A 15529-nucleotide genomic window follows, 5' to 3' on the forward strand; every position below is an offset into this window, starting at 1 on the left:
TCTAGGAAAATAATTCGTCATATGGCTTATCAATCTGAACAACAACTAGAAGATAATTTAATTACCCAACTTTCGGTTCAAGGTTTTGAGGTTATCCAACTAAAGGATAACGCGGCACTTGAAGCGAACCTGAAAACTCAACTTGAGAAGGTCAATGAGTGCGTACTTTCTGACACCGAGTTTCGTCAGGTATTGGGTAAGCTAGAGAAAGGTAATATCTTCACGAAAGCGAAGATATTACGTGATCAGCTTGATGTTACGCTAGATGATGGAGATAGCCGCCATATCACGTTGTTGTTTGATGATGTCAGTAAAAACCACTTTCAGGTAGCCCAGCAAATTACAGTAAAGGGCGTGTATACCAACCGCTACGATGTGACTATTTTGGTCAATGGTTTGCCACTGGTGCAAATCGAGCTGAAGCGTCGCGGTATTGAGCTAAAAGAGGCATTTAATCAGGTTAAACGCTATCAAAAGCACTCTTATCACGCCAATCATGGTTTGTTTAACTACATCCAACTGTTTGTTATCTCCAACGGTGTGAATACTCAGTATTTCTCCAACAATAGTGAGATGTCATCCAAGCAGACTTTTGACTGGACTGACTTTGATAACAAGAAAATCAGTCAGCTCTCAAACTTTGCCAGTGCTTTCCTAACCACTTCACACTTAACGGCCATGCTTACCAAATACATTGTCTTGAATGAGACGGGTAAGCTCTTAATGGTTCTGCGTCCATATCAGTTCTACGCAGTAGAAGCGATTATTAACCGAGTCAAAACAACGGACTTGAATGGCTACATATGGCATACCACGGGTTCAGGTAAAACGCTGACCTCATTTAAAGCGGCGCAGATTATGACTTCACTCAATGAGGTGGACAAAGTCGTGTTTGTGGTAGACCGTAAAGATCTCGATTACCAAACAGCATTGGAGTTTAATGCCTTTGCTAAAGGCTGTGTGGATAGTACGGACAACACAAGTATGCTCTTTCATCAGCTATTGGATAAGCCGATAAAAGGCAAAAAAGTTAACGAAAGCCGCAATACCAAACTAGTCGTCACTACGTTGCAAAAGCTCAATAACGTTGTGACTAAAAAGCGCTATCTGAATGAAATGGAAGCCTTGCAAAATAAGCGCATTGTCTTCATTTTTGATGAGTGTCATCGTAGCCAGTTTGGAGATACACACCAAAATATCACCCAGTTCTTTAAGGGGGCTCAGTTATTTGGTTTCACTGGTACGCCTATCTTTGCTGAAAACGCAGTGGCTAAGAATTCAATCAAGAAAACCACCAAAGACCTTTTTGGTGAGTGCCTACACCCGTATGTGATAGTTGATGCTATCCGAGATAATAACGTACTTAAATTTGCTATCGAGTACGTTGGTCGTTACCAGTACAAAGATGGTTCTAACAATAATCTTGATATTGAAGTCGAAGATATCGATACCAAAGAGCTTCTAAGCTCTCCTGCCCGCCTAGATAAGATATCCGATTACATCATTGCCCATCACCGTCGAAAGACGCATAGCGGTGACTACAATGCAATGTTCTGCGTATCTGGTGTGCCAGAGTTAGTTCAATACTACGAATTGCTTGCTAAAAAGAAGGCAGAAGGAAAGCATAACCTTAAGATTGCGACCATCTTCAGTTATGAAGCGAACGAAGAAGAAGAGTATGAGTTAGGTAATGGCGAAGCGAGTGACGTAAAAGAAGCCGCTGCAAAGTATCTTAATGATGCTCAAACAGTAAAGCTGCACAGCCGAGACAAGTTAGAGTCTTTCATAGGCGACTACAACCAAATGTTTGGCACTAGCTACACGACGAATGATAGTGAGTCTTTCTATAACTACTACAAGAATATATCCAAACGAGTTAAAGCCAAGGAGATTGATATTCTTCTAGTGGTGAATATGTTCTTAACAGGGTTTGATGCACCGAAGCTCAATACCTTATACGTAGATAAAAACCTGAAGAACCACGGGCTAATCCAAGCGTTCTCAAGAACTAACCGTTTGTTAGATGAAACGAAATCTCACGGTAATGTGGTGTGTTTTCGTAACTTAAAGAAAGCGGCTGATGATGCTTTCACGCTGTTCTCAAACAAGCAGCCAAATGAGTCGATTGTAGTTCCACCGTTTGAGGTTCTGTTAGCTGACTTCGATAAAGCTTACGATGCATTAATGGCAATTACACCAACAGTAGATTCTGTAGATGACCTCCCTGATGAAGAAGCTCAAGCTTTGTTTGTAAGGCAATTCCGTGAGTTGATGCGCCTTAAAAACATGCTAGGCAATTTTGCCGATTTCGATATGGACTCTACCGCGATGAGTGCTCAAGAGTTTCAGGACTTTACTAGCAAATATGCTGATCTAAATCGTCAGTTACGCGAGAACTCAACCAAAGAGAAGGTATCAATACTAGATGATGTCGATTTCGAGCTTGAGTTAATGCATCGTGATGAAGTTAATGTTGGATACATTCTTCATTTACTCCGTGAGCTGCACGAAGAAGAGAGTGCGGACGAAAAAGAGCGTAAACGCCAGGTTATCGCAAACCTAATCAGTTCTGACCCAACATTGCTGAGTAAGAAAGCACTGATTGAAAAGTTCATGAATGAACATCTTGAAGGAATCCCCGCCCACTCTGATGTTGAGGAAGAGTTTGAGTATTTCTGGGAAAAAGAAAAGCGTGAAGCCTTAGATCAGATGGCATCAGAGGAAAACCTGGATACCGATAAACTCAAAATTTTGGTCAATCGTTACGAGTTAAGTGAAGAGATGCCACTACGTGATGATTTTGCTGGAACACTGCAAATCAAGCCGACAATACTGCAGCGCAAGAAGATTGTAGGACGGCTTACTGAGAAATTTAAAGGGTTTGTCGATACGTTTATTGGTGGGTTTTAACAGTTAATTTCCATAAAGTGTATTAGAAGCTTAAACTTATCATCAGGTCGGTTGAGAATGGTCAATAAAGGAGTCATATTTTCGGACTCCTTTATGAGTTTGCATTACTCCTTGTTATATGAGTTTATGCTGGTCTTTGATATGAAATCAGCACAAATGCGGTCTTCGTATTCTCTATATCCTTCAATAAGCTGGACATCTATTTGATATTTACCGGCGGCAGAGTTCATAAGCGCATTTCCAGTATTTTTATCTTTCCTGTCATACGGAGCAAAGAAAAACTTTTGATAACGCCTAGGGGAAATCCCTTCAAATGTTTGAAATACAACTTTATTTCTTTCAGAATGTTCAGTGATTGCATCATCATGAAGATCTAAAGCTAGACTTTTATCATATGGCTCGATATAAAAAACATTGTTAATACCAGCAGCAACAATATGCCTAGCACAGTTATGGCAAGGATATGTAGTACTGTATAGAGTTTTGTTTAGTGTTGAAGAACCATCACGGCGAGCAAGTGAAGTTATTGCGTCCATTTCTGCATGTATTGCTCTTGAGTATTCAATCAATGAACCGATTGGTGTATCTGAGTGGATCTTATCAGCTATTTTGTCGATAGCATCTTTATTAAACATATCGGAAGCAGACGTTCCGGTATCAAGACTTTTTCCTTTGCTAATAGCCTTAAGCTCTTTCGTTAGGATGCTTGCTACTTTTTTACGAATATTCTTTTTGTGAAAATCGTTGTAGCACTTACCTCCTTTATGGACACAGCGATAGTCTTTATCTTCATCTTCAAATAAATACAGTCCCCCCCCAAATTTAGGGACATCATTTCTACCTGTGACTAAAACATCGCCTTTCTCATCAACAATAGATGCACCTACTTGCCTTGATAGGCAAGCTGACTGCAATGAAGCACTAAAGGCAGCATACATCCCTTTTTCATTAACTGTTGGGCTAATACCATTTGTACCATGAATTAATTTTATAAATCTAAGTAACTTTTTCTTAAGTTCAGTTTTGTGACTTTGATTATTTTTTATAAAAAAGTCTGCATCCAAGATAGTCTTTTCAGTATGCTGCCCTGATTTTCCATCTCCTTTTCTATCTCGATGTATCAAGTCATCAATTTTACTTTTATCTATTCCCTCATCTCGAAGGTTTCTTTTTCTTTCTTGTTCAGAGCGGATTGTCCCTATAAGGTAAAAATTATGTTGGTAAACAAGTCGAAGCAACTCAATTTCAGCAGGATTTTTTAATTGGTCTATAAGATATGCAACTCTTACATTAGATCTGGGTTTTTCGTCAATATCTGCTTCAGTGTCCTCTGAGGTATCACTTTTGGGAGAGCCTACAATCAGGCTTTCTTCTCTATGCTTTGTGATGTGAGCTATAGCTGCTTCAGCAAGGATCGCATTGTTATATTTTTCTCGAAGCGAATTACCAAGATTCTGATGTTCTATGTAGCGGTTATATGCGTCTGGATCTGATGACAAAACTGAAGATGCTTCTTTAAAGTTTTTCATAATTGAACTGATATGAACATGTTCAATTTCATAATTTGATTCAGTCAAAACTTCTTCAAGAGAGGTGCGTAGGCTATTGACACCGGATCCAACTGGACCACAAAAGCCTATAACAATGTCTTTAGCTTGACGTTTAGCTATTAAGCTAGTTGCGTTTTTCGTTGTTGAAGATGAAGATGATTTGGAAACAGGAGGTTGGAGGTCTGCTTTCTTTTGTTCTGCTGCTGCCATTGTAATAGAGTCTCATAAGAATAATCACTTTTCTACGGACTCTACTACACTAACAGTTTATTTTTAAGGGGATTTTACAGTAATCTTACCAAGTTTGTTTTGCAACTCGGCGCAAAATATTTTGCTCTGCTTTTTTTGTGACACGCTTATCAGAGTATGCCTTCAATGAGTAAACTTTTGAGCTATCTTGAGAGCTAGATTGTTCTCTAGTTGATGCACTTTTTGAGTTAGTTTGAAAATTGACAACCATTACGTATCCTCTTGTAGAGCGCACATTTTACTTACAAAGTTATCCAGGTCAATAAGCTTTGTGTCAGAAAAAGGTGAACACATTAATCCTTTAAATATGTAGTATTTAGTTGCTATTTATGCTGTCTTTTTGATTCAGCCGGTTAACTGTTCTATCAAAAAACGCCAGTACATATAATTTTAGAAGTGACATACTATCAGTTCAAGCTTTATACACCTCATGGTTTGATTATATCCATAGGACGTCACAAATCTACGTCATATATGAGAAATTTGAAGTAGCTAGACAACTTTCATCGTCAGCTATTGTTTTAAAACACTGGTTTGCTGGTTTGCTGGTTTGCTGGTTTGCTGGTTTGCTGGTTTGCTGGTTTGCTGGTTTGCTGCGTAGTGGTATTAAGATGATTACTAATTAAATGTCATAGCCTCTTGTATTAGCTTTGGCAGTATGAATAGAGGAGGTGGCACTTCTTAGTTGATCGTTTTGAATAGTATGCGTTAATAGTATACATACCATGTAAAAAACAATAAAAATCAATATTTTAATCTCTTTAGTATCTATTGTAAGGTTCTAAGTGAAAGTCGGCATTCTCGCTGCGATCGCCGAGGCTGGCTGCCCAGGTTACCTTCTTGGTCACTTCGGGCCGTTCTTCCTTCCAGAGGTAATCGAGCTCGTTTCTGAGCTTGGTATACCCCTCGCGCGTGATTAGATTGGTTTTCATCGTTGAGTCCGAATTTGGTTTTGGGCTGGATAAATCTTCTTATGCTTTTCCGGTGGCGTCAATATTTGCCATTGTAATTGCTACCGTTTCGTCAATATTCGACTGCTGCCGAGGAAGCGGTGGCAGAAAAAACGAGGTAGGAATAGCTAGGTCGAAAGGAATTAAGAAGGAAGGGATAGATAGAAAAAGATGGACAGAAAGAGGTGAACAATGCGGAAGATAATAATTGAAGGCAAGAGGGGCTTTCTGCCCGTCTTGCCTTCAATATGTATTTCAAATATGCGCTAGTATTTGAACTTGTTTAGTTTGTCTTCTACATCACCGGTCTGGGTCAGCATGCCTTGTGCTTCCTGGCTGGAGGTTTTCGCACTCTCGGCGGCCTTGACGGTAATATCGGTGATCGCACTGATGTTGCGGTTAATATCTTCCGTCACCTGGTGCTGCTCCTCGGCAGCTGTCGCTATCTGGCACACCATTTCCTGCATGGTCGAGGTGGTTGCCATCAGCGCCTCAAGCTCCATGACCGCCGTTTTGCTGCTTTCGATGCTGTTACGGCTATAAGTCTGGCCATTGGAGATGGCCTCGACGGTTAGCTGTATCTGGCTTTGGAAACGGTCAATCATCTGCTGAATTTCTTCGGTAGAGTTCTGGGTCTTGGAGGCCAGCTGACGCACCTCGTCAGCAACAACGGCAAATCCACGGCCATGTTCGCCAGCGCGCGCGGCTTCAATTGCTGCGTTCAGGGCCAGTAAATTGGTTTGGTCGGAAATGCTGCGGATCACCTCAAGGATACTGCTGATCTGATGGCTTTGGGTTTCCAGTTCAACAATGGTTTCCGTAGAACGTTCCATCTCCTGGCCAAGCTGGTTGATCATGCCCGCGCTTTCATTCACCACATCGCCGCAGCGGGTAATGGCCTGATTCGCTTCTTCTACCGAGCTAGCCGTGCTGGCCACATTATTGGCGACTTCACTCGCGGTACAGGCCATTTCATTAATAGCCGTCGCGACCTGCTCCAGCTCCTGACGCTGCTGCTGCACACCTAGGTGTGATGTCTCTGCGATCCCGGCAGAGCGATGTGCCGACATCTTCAGGTTATCAACTGAGCCTGCAATATCCCGGATCATTCCCTGTAGCGAGGCCATCAGCGTGTTCAGGCCGTTCATCAGAGCCCCGGTTTCATCAGCTCTTGTTACATCGAGCCGATAGGTGAGATCGCCACCAGCCTGACCAAGCTGCTGAACGATGTTAACCACCTGCTGGATCGGGGTGGAAATTCGTTTGGCCAGAAAATAAAGCAAGGCGAGTGCAAGGAAAGAAATCAAGACGCCGGCAAGCAGTTGGCTGTTCAGGAAATCTTTGAATGATGATTCCAGCTCGTTCTGCAGGGCATTGATGTCTTGTAATAGCTCCGCTTTCGGGACTGATATCCATAACATCCAAGGCATATCGGTATTGCCGACCTTAATCGGTGTTACCAGGCTGGAGAATTCCTCCGTTGAGTTCCAGGTTTGATTTCCGGCCTGAAACTGGGTCTTGCGCTGGCTCCAGTCAGACAGTACTTCGCCTAGCGGGGAAACCGGATCGGTGTCACCCGCAACAACCCCACGGTAAGTAATAATGCTGACATGGGAGTTCGGACCGAACTTGTCGCGTTGAAGCTTCAGTGCCAGTTCGTTGATAAAGTTAACCGACAAATCGATACCGAGCATGCCGATAGTGCGGCCGTTAGTTTTGATCGGGGTGACCAGGTTGGCCATGAGTACCTGCTTGCCCTGCACATCGTATGCCCAGGGGTCGATCAGGCAGCTGCGTCCTGTTTCAAGCGGACAGAGATACCATTCACTGACGCGGGTGCCTGTTTTGGTTTTATCCCGCAGGTAAAAGCGATCGGAGTCGACCGAGGAAGGCTTGAGCTGGTTGTCGCTGCCACGTGTCCAGTAGACGTTGAACTGGCCTTTGCCGTCAATGGCTTCATAGACCGCATCTTTGCCATCCCAGGCATCGGGTTCAAAAGCAATATAGGCGCCGAGGAACTTCTGGTTGCCAGCCAGTAGATCGCGGACCATTAATGACAGGTTCTCCCGGCTCGGCTTGTTCTGCCCATCGGGACCGCTTGCCATTCCGGATATGACACTGGCCATGGCCTCCGCGGAGTTCATCGCGACAGATAGCTGGGTTTGGATCTGTTCTGAATGGTACTTACTCGTCTCCTCCAGCAGTTCGGTCAGTGTACTGTCGGCAAAGTTATAGGTTTTGCTGTGGACCATCTCCTTTAGCTGGTTGGAGTATTTCAGCCCGACCACAAGTACCGCGGCGAGCGAGATAAACAGGCAGCTTGCCGCACCGATAATGATTTGATGGCGTATCGATTTGAGTGAAATCATAATGGGGTTCCGTTCTTGACGAGATCGGCGGCACCCTTGGCAATGACTTTATGCATTGCTGTTGTCGGGTGAAGGCCGTCCCAGAACAGGTTGTTGTTTGGCTGGTCGATAACCTTGCCGGTGGCATAGCTATAGGCTTCACCGCTGACATCGTTAATGGTGATAGCCAGCTTGTCATCATGGTATTGACCGTTTTGTTTTACTTCGTTGATCACTTTGCTGAACAGGGCATAGGTATCAAAGTAGAAAATGTCGGTATCAGGATGGGCTGCTGCCAGCAGCTTTAGCCCAGTTTTTAATGCCTGGTTGTGCGACTGAATGAATTGCGTCGTCTTGTCCTGCTGGCCGGTAAACCACGGTGCATCGACAAAGTTTGGAATATTTGCAGCTAGGACCTGTTTGGCCCCTGCATCGATCAAGGCTTCCACATCTGCAAGGGCATAGGCTGCCGCCTTGTCGCCGGTCTGGTTGAGATCACCGAACAGGGTGAACCACAAATTATTGGTACCGCTCATATAGCTGACCAGTTCGCTGCCGTTGAAGCGGCCTTTGTTGATGACACGCTGCTGAATTTGCTGACCGCTGTTGGCCAGCACGTCAAGACCGGATTCGGCGGTGAAACCGTTGGTGGCATCAATGTCGATGAAGTGGCCCTTGCCGGACATGGCTCCGCCGACCGCCCAGTTGGTGCCCGGCAGTGCCTGATCCTGATAATGATAGGTCACCTGCTTGCCGTCTTGGTTTTTCAGGATGACAGTACTTTCAATGTTGCCATGAGCACGGGTTGGTGCCGGCATGGCGAGAAAGCTGGCGAGATATTCCGTCCAGACCGGCCCGTTGCTGAAGTGCCCGTTGAAATTAGGCTCCAAGGCACGAATGCCGATATTTCCTGACGTTGCCTGGTTCAGGTCGACGGTGATGAGGTGCTTGTTACCCATATCGGACAGGCTGTCCCCGAAGTTCGATATCGCATTAAAATCCGCGGCGTGAAGGCTAAGAGGAAAAAGTGCAAGAAGAGTAGGTAATGTAATTTTATTCATATTTTACTTATTCGTATGTTTGACTTAATGGGGGGAATGAATTTGCATTATGTTTGAGAGGTATGATTATTACCCGAACGCTGGTTAAAACAGTTGTACTGCATTCTTTGTCTGTTCATATTGGCGCAATGCAAATAGTTGAATCGATCGGATTATATGGCAAGTATTTTTATTATCAAATATATCAATGAGTGATGATTGATATTTTTGACTTATGAGTCAGGTTTGACTCGTTATCGTCTTGAATACGCTTGTGGCGGTGGAAATAAGATCGAATTCGCACCTTTTAGCTGAGTTAGTAAACATGCGACATACTCTGTAACAATTTGGGGTATGATTTAGCAGCACTGTTCAGCGTCTAGCTGCTGTTGTCGAGTAAGATGAGAATAGATTTCGATGATATTGTCGATGCAGGTAAGGTGAGATATGCAGGAAAATTACAAGATTCTGGTTGTTGATGATGACATGCGCCTGCGCGCATTGCTGGAGCGCTACTTGTCGGAACAGGGTTTCCAGGTACGTAGTGTGGCTAATGGTGAGCAGATGGACCGCTTGTTATCCCGTGAGACTTTTCATCTGATGGTGCTTGATTTGATGCTGCCGGGTGAAGACGGCCTGTCGATTTGTCGTCGGTTACGCAATGCCAATAATATGCTGCCAATCCTGATGTTGACTGCCAAAGGTGATGAAGTTGACCGTATTGTCGGCCTTGAGGTGGGGGCTGATGATTATCTGCCGAAACCTTTTAATCCGCGTGAGTTGCTGGCCCGGATCCGTGCCGTGCTGCGTCGCCAGACCATAGAAGCGCCTGGCGCACCGAGTATCGATAGCAAAATTATCGAGTTCGGCGATTTCCGATTAAATCTGGGCACCCGTGAGATGTTCCGTGGCGAAGAAGCAATGCCGCTGACCTCCGGGGAGTTTGCGGTGCTCAAAGCCTTGGTGACCAATGCGCGCGAACCGATGTCCCGTGATAAGCTGATGAACATGGCACGTGGTCGTGAATATTCGGCCATGGAGCGTTCGATTGATGTGCAGATTTCCCGTTTGCGCAGGATGGTAGAAGAAGATCCGAGCCGCCCTCGTTATATCCAGACGGTGTGGGGGTTAGGTTACGTCTTCGTGCCCGATGGCAGTGATGCCTAAGTGAGATAACGATGATGCGGATGTCACCGCGCAGCACATTTACCCGTACACTTATTCTTCTGGCTGGCTTGCTAATTGCCAGCCAGATTTTTTCGTATTTGGCGGTACTCAATTACGCTCTGTTGCCCAGTCTGCAGCAGTTCAATCGTATTCTGGCCTATGAAGTTCGGCTAATGCTCGAAGATGATGTCGAGCTGGCTGACGGCAATACCTTTCACATCGATCCCCCGGTGCGTCGCCAGTTGCTGGAGCAGCTGGGCGTCACGCTGCACTTCGAAGACAGCCCTGAGCTCAAGGAATATCAGCAAGCTACCAAGATAGAGTATCTCAGCGAGGAGATGAGCCGTGAGCTCGGCGCACCGACCGAAGTGCGGTTGGTACTCGGTGCTGAGAGTTATGTTTTGTGGATGCAGTGTGATGCGATGCCGGGTTACTTTATGCGGATCCCGTTGTCGGAACTGCAGGAAGAGGATTTCTCGCCTCTGTTTCATTACAGCCTGATCATTGCCTTTATGGTGATTGCCGGAGGCTGGCTCTTTATTCGGATCCAGAATCGGCCGCTGGTGGCGCTGGAGCAGGCGGCACTGCAGGTGGCCCGTGGTGAAACCCCGCCGCACTTGCCGGAAAAAGGAGCATCGGAAATTCGGGCCGTGACCAAGTCGTTTAACCGGATGTCCGAAGGAATTAAACAGCTGGAAGATGACCGTGCGTTGCTGCTGGCCGGAGTGAGCCATGACTTGCGCACTCCGCTGACCCGGATCCGTCTGGCAACTGAAATGATGTCGCCGGAAGACGGTTATCTGGCCGAGAGCATGATTAAGGATACCGAGGAATGTAACGAGATCATCAGCCAGTTTATGGACTATCTGAAGTCGACCAAGCAGCTGGAAGAAGAAGATCTTGATTTGAATATCTTGTTGCAGGAAGTGGCTGAAGCCGAAGGGGGCTACGAGCGTGAGATTGAACTCGAGCTTGGTGATATTCCCGGTATCGTCCGTGCCAATGCGGTTGCGATCAAGCGTTCGGTAGCCAACCTGGTCGTGAACGCGATCCGCTATGGCAATGGCTGGGTGAAGATATCCAGTGGCGTGACTGCTGATCGCAAAACCGTGTGGTTCTGTGTCGAGGATGATGGCCCCGGAATTGAACCGGATCAGGTGGCCAAGATGTTTCAGCCGCTGACCCGGGGTGACTCGGCACGTGGCAGTGAGGCTGAAGGGACCGGCCTCGGTCTGGCGATCGTGAAGCGGATCATTGACCAGCACGATGGCGCGATTCAGGTGACCAACCGTAGTGCCGGCGGTCTGAAGGTGCAGGTTAGCTTGTCGCTGGTAGCGAACAAGAAGTAGTACATCGTAGCTGCGAGTTTCTATAACCTCGGTTTTTAGAGGAAAAGCAAAACAAAAGCGAGAGCCTTGGCTCTCGCTTTTTTGATTTTGCCTGTCGTCATGCTGTTAACGGCATTGCCCGCGTTATTTGTTCTCTTCGGGTAACACCAGATTCAGTATAATCGCAGTGATACCGCCTGCCGCCATACCCGAAGACAAGATGCTTTTAATCCATTCCGGCATGAACTGGAGGATTTCCGGTTTCTGGGCAATCCCCAATCCCATTGAGAATGACAGCGCCATGATCAGAATGGCACGGCGGTCGAGCTCGCAGCGGGAAATAATACGCACACCCGATGCGGCAATGGTGCCGAACATCACGATGGTTGCGCCGCCCAAAACCGGTTCCGGGATCAGTTGGACCAGATTCGCGACGCCCGGGAACAGGCCGAGCAGGACCAGCATTCCGGCAACGAAGTAGCCGATATAGCGGCTGGCAACACCGGTGAGCTGGATGATGCCGTTATTCTGGCTGAAGGTTGAGTTGGGAAAACTGTTCAATACCGAGGCCAGTGCCGAGTTGATACCGTCAGCCAGGACTCCGCCTTTAATGCGCTTCATGTAAACCGGACCGGCAACAGGTTGCTCTGAGGTCTCCGAGGTCGCGGTAATATCACCGATAGCTTCCAGCGAGGTAATGGCAAAGACAATCACCAGCGGGATCAGCAGCGACCAGTCAAAGCCGAGGCCGTATTGCATTGGCAGCGGGATGGCAATCAGCTCCGTCTCAGCAGCCCGTGATGTATCGAGCATACCGTTCAGCCAGGCCAGCAAAGTTCCTGCCGCCATTGCGATAACAATAGATGAGACGCGCAGGTACGGATTCTTCACCCGGTTTAGCAGTACGATTAGGCCAAGTACGGTACCGGCCAGCATCAGGTTGTCCAGGCTGCCGAAGCTACCGTTTTCAATCGCGGCATAGCCGCCGCCCATTGATGTCAGGCCAATCTGGATCAGAGTCAGGCCTATCAGGGTAACCACAATACCGGAGACCAGCGGAGTGATAACACGCTGGGCATGCTGGAGGACGCGGGAGATAAAGACCTCGGTCAGCGAGGCGACTAAGATTGTACCGAAAATGGCAGCCATCATGGTGGGGAGATCTGCACCGCCCGCTTTTAGCGACAGGCCGGCACCAATGATCGGACCGAGAAAGTTAAAGCTGGTTCCTTGAATTGAGAGCAATCCAGAGCCGACAGGACCAAAGGTACGGATCTGGATAAACGAGGCCAGCCCCGAGGCAAACAGAGACATGCTGACGATGGTATTGGTATCGCTGGCTGGAACGCCAAGTGCCTGGCAGATGATCAGCGAGGGGGTGATCACTGCAACAAACATCGCCAATAAATGCTGGGTAGCAGCAAACAGGGTTTGCGGCAGTGGCGGTCTATCTTCCAAACGATAGATCAGATCAGAATTTCGCGGTGTTTCGATATCGCTATGCGGGCGGGTCATGGCCGTCTTATTCCTTGGGCTTACTTCTGTTTCCCTTTCTGGTGCGCTGAATGGGCACCGTCGCGTGAAAGCTGGATAGTTCTGTGATTGCTGTTACTCAGATCCAAGCCGACACCGGGAGAAGTGAAAGTGGGTGAAATTTGTGCGCTATTTTAATTATCTTTCTGTAAATAGCAAACGATTGCGCTATTTGGTTAAGATTATTTTTGCTTGAGTAGGGAATAGAGGTTAGATGGGTGAAAACGAAAGGAATGTGCCAGAAGCACTATTATTCCTTGGCTGCCTAGATCACAGTAAAAAATTATGTTGTCAGCGAAGCGATTGCGTTCAGTCAGAAAGGTAGGCATTTACCTTTCCTGACTGAATTGTCGAAGTGGTTATGCGTTTGAGTAGTTCTCGCGCTGTCCCAGCCAGCGGTCAATGATCGCCTTGGCGTTGTCCGGGTAACGGTCGTGGACATAGCGGGCCATTTTTTGCACCTGAGGGATCAGGTGCTGGTCACGAACCAGATCGGCGACTTTGAATTCGGCAATACCGGTCTGCTTGGTTCCCAGCAGTTCTCCCGGCCCGCGAATTTCCAGATCGCGTTGGGCAATCACAAATCCGTCGCTGCTCTCACGCAGTACGCCGAGGCGTTTTTGGGCAGTCTTAGAGAGCGGCGCATGGTAGAGCAGGACACAATGGCTGGCAATATTTCCCCGGCCAACCCGCCCGCGCAGCTGGTGTAGCTGTGCCAGGCCAAGACGCTCGGGATTTTCAATGATCATCAGGCTGGCATTGGGAACATCAACCCCGACTTCAATTACGGTGGTGGCAACCAGCAGGTGCAGCTCGCCGTCTTTGAAGCGTTTCATTACCGCTTGTTTTTCGGCCGGTTTCATTCGGCCGTGCACGAGTCCGATATTGAGCTCGGGAAGCTGCGCGGTTAGCTCGTCGGCAGTATCGGAAGCGGCTTGGGCCTCAAGGACCTCGGATTCGTCTATCAGGGTGCAGACCCAATATGCCTGTCTGCCTTCGCTGAGGCAGGCGCGGCGGATCCGTTCGATAATTTCGGCTCGGCGGGAGTCGGGCAGTGCCACGGTCTGGATCGGGGTTCTACCCGGTGGTAGTTCATCGATAACTGAGGTTTCGAGATCGGCATAAGCCGTCATTGCCAGCGTACGCGGGATCGGGGTGGCCGTCATGATAAGCTGGTGTGGGTAGCGGCCCTCATTGGCCCCTTTTTCGCGCAGTTCCAGACGTTGGTGGACGCCAAACCGATGTTGCTCATCAATGATGACCAGCGCCAGATTATCAAACACCACTTGCTCCTGAAAAAGAGCATGGGTGCCGACCACCATTTTTGCTTCACCGCTTTCAATGCGCGCCAACTCCGTGTTCCGGGCCTTGCCCTTGAGTTTGCCGGCCAGCCAACCGACCTGGATATCCATCGGGTTGAGCCAGTTGGCAAAGTTAATGGCGTGTTGTTCGGCCAGCAGTTCGGTCGGTGCCATCAATGCAACCTGGTAGCCGTGCTCAATCGCCCGCAGGGCCGCAAGAGCTGCAACCAGGGTCTTGCCCGAGCCGACATCCCCCTGCACCAGTCTCATCATCGGATGTGATTTGGCAAGATCGGTTTCGATATCGGTTACCACCCGCTGCTGGGCCCCGGTCGGGCTAAATGGCAGGCTATCGAGAAGCTTTTTTTTCAACGTATCGCAGGCAGGCAGCGACCAGGCATCATGCTGCTGGCTCTTGCTGCGCACTGCCAGCATCGACAGGTTCTGTGCCAGCAGCTCTTCGAGGATCAGCCGGTGCTGGGCCGGATGTTTGCCTTCTTCAAGCTGGTCGAGGGAGACATCCGGTGTCGGGCGGTGCATGATATGCAGTGCCTGTGCTAGCGTCATCTGGCGATCGTACAGTCCGTCAGGCAACAGCTCACTGACTGCTGCCTTGTCGAGCAGGTTTAGGGCCTGATCGGTCAGGTTACGCAAGGTTAGCTGGCGGAGGCCGTCGGTCGTGGGGTAGACCGGCGTGAGTGTTTCCTCGACGCTGAGTTCGGTGGGTTCGGAAAAGACTTTGTAATCCGGATGAATAATTTCCAGCCCGAACTTGCCGCGTTTTAGCTCGCCATAGGCTTTTACCTGCTTGCCTTCACTGAGACTATTTTTCATCGCCGCATTGAAGTTGAAAAAACGCAGGGTGGCCGAGCCGCTGTTATCGCTGATCTTTACCGTCAGCATCCGCCGTTTGCCAAAGCTGATACTGCTATTTAGCACTTCCCCCTGAATGGTCAGGTGCTGGCCGGGCATGGCATTGGCTATCGGCCAGATCCGGGTACGGTCTTCATAGCGGAGCGGAAGATGAAAAAGCAGATCCTGAACAGTGCTCAGGCCTATTTTCTCCAGCTTTTCTGCCATTTTTGCACCAACCCCGGCTAGTTCGGTCAGGGCTATGGTATCAAGTAGTTTTCCGCTCATCGCTATTCCTGAT

Annotated in this window: 9 protein-coding genes and 1 pseudogene; 3 read left to right on the forward strand and 7 right to left on the reverse strand. The window is 47.9% G+C overall.

Features of this window, described 5'->3' with window-relative positions:
* Nucleotides 1-21: 21 nt before the first annotated feature.
* A complete protein-coding gene (locus tag EDI28_RS16935) occupies nt 22-2910 on the forward strand; it encodes a type I restriction endonuclease subunit R (protein ID WP_128785071.1) in 2889 nt (962 codons plus the stop codon).
* A gap of 104 nt (nt 2911-3014) precedes the next feature.
* Here the strand turns inward: EDI28_RS16935 and EDI28_RS16940 are convergent, their stop codons facing one another.
* The 5 genes and pseudogenes from EDI28_RS16940 to EDI28_RS16955 form a co-directional block, all read right to left on the reverse strand.
* Nucleotides 3015-4670 (reverse strand): anti-phage dCTP deaminase, encoded by a 1656-nt coding sequence (locus tag EDI28_RS16940; RefSeq protein WP_128785072.1) that lies wholly within the window; start codon nt 4668-4670, stop codon nt 3015-3017.
* Between the two features lie 85 nt (nt 4671-4755).
* Nucleotides 4756-4920 carry a hypothetical protein gene (locus EDI28_RS27025; protein ID WP_164918583.1) on the reverse strand — a complete coding sequence of 55 codons (165 nt, stop codon included), beginning with the start codon at nt 4918-4920 and terminating at the stop codon, nt 4756-4758.
* A gap of 556 nt (nt 4921-5476) precedes the next feature.
* A pseudogene (locus EDI28_RS16945) lies at nt 5477-5641 on the reverse strand (transcription elongation factor GreB); the annotation flags it as partial.
* Nucleotides 5642-5925: 284 nt separating this feature from the next.
* Nucleotides 5926-8028: a methyl-accepting chemotaxis protein gene (locus tag EDI28_RS16950; RefSeq protein ID WP_128785073.1), complete on the reverse strand. Its 2103-nt coding sequence runs from the start codon at nt 8026-8028 to the stop codon at nt 5926-5928.
* Nucleotides 8025-9068, reverse strand: coding sequence for an SGNH/GDSL hydrolase family protein (locus EDI28_RS16955; RefSeq protein WP_128785074.1), 1044 nt, complete (start codon nt 9066-9068; stop codon nt 8025-8027). The genes EDI28_RS16950 and EDI28_RS16955 overlap by 4 nt, the downstream gene beginning before the upstream one ends.
* 426 nt (nt 9069-9494) lie before the next feature.
* Between EDI28_RS16955 and ompR the strand changes: the two genes are divergently transcribed.
* Both ompR and envZ read left to right on the forward strand, forming a co-directional pair.
* Entirely contained in the window at nt 9495-10214 is a 720-nt protein-coding gene (gene ompR, locus EDI28_RS16960; protein WP_128785075.1) for an osmolarity response regulator transcription factor OmpR, read from the forward strand.
* Between the two features lie 14 nt (nt 10215-10228).
* Nucleotides 10229-11563 carry a two-component system sensor histidine kinase EnvZ gene (envZ, locus tag EDI28_RS16965; RefSeq protein ID WP_128785193.1) on the forward strand — a complete coding sequence of 445 codons (1335 nt, stop codon included), beginning with the start codon at nt 10229-10231 and terminating at the stop codon, nt 11561-11563.
* Between the two features lie 123 nt (nt 11564-11686).
* On the opposite strand, the gene EDI28_RS16970 is transcribed toward envZ, so the two are convergent.
* Together EDI28_RS16970 and recG are read right to left on the reverse strand one after the other, a co-directional pair.
* Nucleotides 11687-13057, reverse strand: a complete 1371-nt coding sequence (locus tag EDI28_RS16970) for a uracil-xanthine permease family protein (RefSeq protein WP_128785076.1) — start codon at nt 13055-13057, stop codon at nt 11687-11689.
* A 377-nt stretch (nt 13058-13434) separates the two neighbouring features.
* The gene (gene recG, locus EDI28_RS16975) at nt 13435-15516 is read right to left on the reverse strand and encodes an ATP-dependent DNA helicase RecG (protein WP_128785077.1); all 2082 of its coding nucleotides are present in this window, start codon (nt 15514-15516) and stop codon (nt 13435-13437) included.
* Between the last annotated feature and the right edge of the window lie 13 nt (nt 15517-15529).

Source organism: Photobacterium chitinilyticum, from assembly GCF_004104355.1.
Taxonomy (GTDB): Bacteria; Pseudomonadota; Gammaproteobacteria; order Enterobacterales; family Vibrionaceae; genus Photobacterium; species Photobacterium chitinilyticum.

Bases quoted from the DNA above. Each gene is read 5' to 3' on its own strand.
- EDI28_RS16950 (WP_128785073.1), bottom strand. From the start codon at position 8,028: ATGATTTCACTCAAATCGATACGCCATCAAATCATTATCGGTGCGGCA.
- EDI28_RS27025 (WP_164918583.1), bottom strand. From the start codon at position 4,920: ATGGTTGTCAATTTTCAAACTAACTCAAAAAGTGCATCAACTAGAGAA.
- envZ (WP_128785193.1), top strand. From the start codon at position 10,229: ATGCGGATGTCACCGCGCAGCACATTTACCCGTACACTTATTCTTCTG.
- EDI28_RS16955 (WP_128785074.1), bottom strand. From the start codon at position 9,068: ATGAATAAAATTACATTACCTACTCTTCTTGCACTTTTTCCTCTTAGC.
- EDI28_RS16970 (WP_128785076.1), bottom strand. From the start codon at position 13,057: ATGACCCGCCCGCATAGCGATATCGAAACACCGCGAAATTCTGATCTG.
- EDI28_RS16935 (WP_128785071.1), top strand. From the start codon at position 22: ATGGCTTATCAATCTGAACAACAACTAGAAGATAATTTAATTACCCAA.
- EDI28_RS16940 (WP_128785072.1), bottom strand. From the start codon at position 4,670: ATGGCAGCAGCAGAACAAAAGAAAGCAGACCTCCAACCTCCTGTTTCC.
- recG (WP_128785077.1), bottom strand. From the start codon at position 15,516: ATGAGCGGAAAACTACTTGATACCATAGCCCTGACCGAACTAGCCGGG.
- ompR (WP_128785075.1), top strand. From the start codon at position 9,495: ATGCAGGAAAATTACAAGATTCTGGTTGTTGATGATGACATGCGCCTG.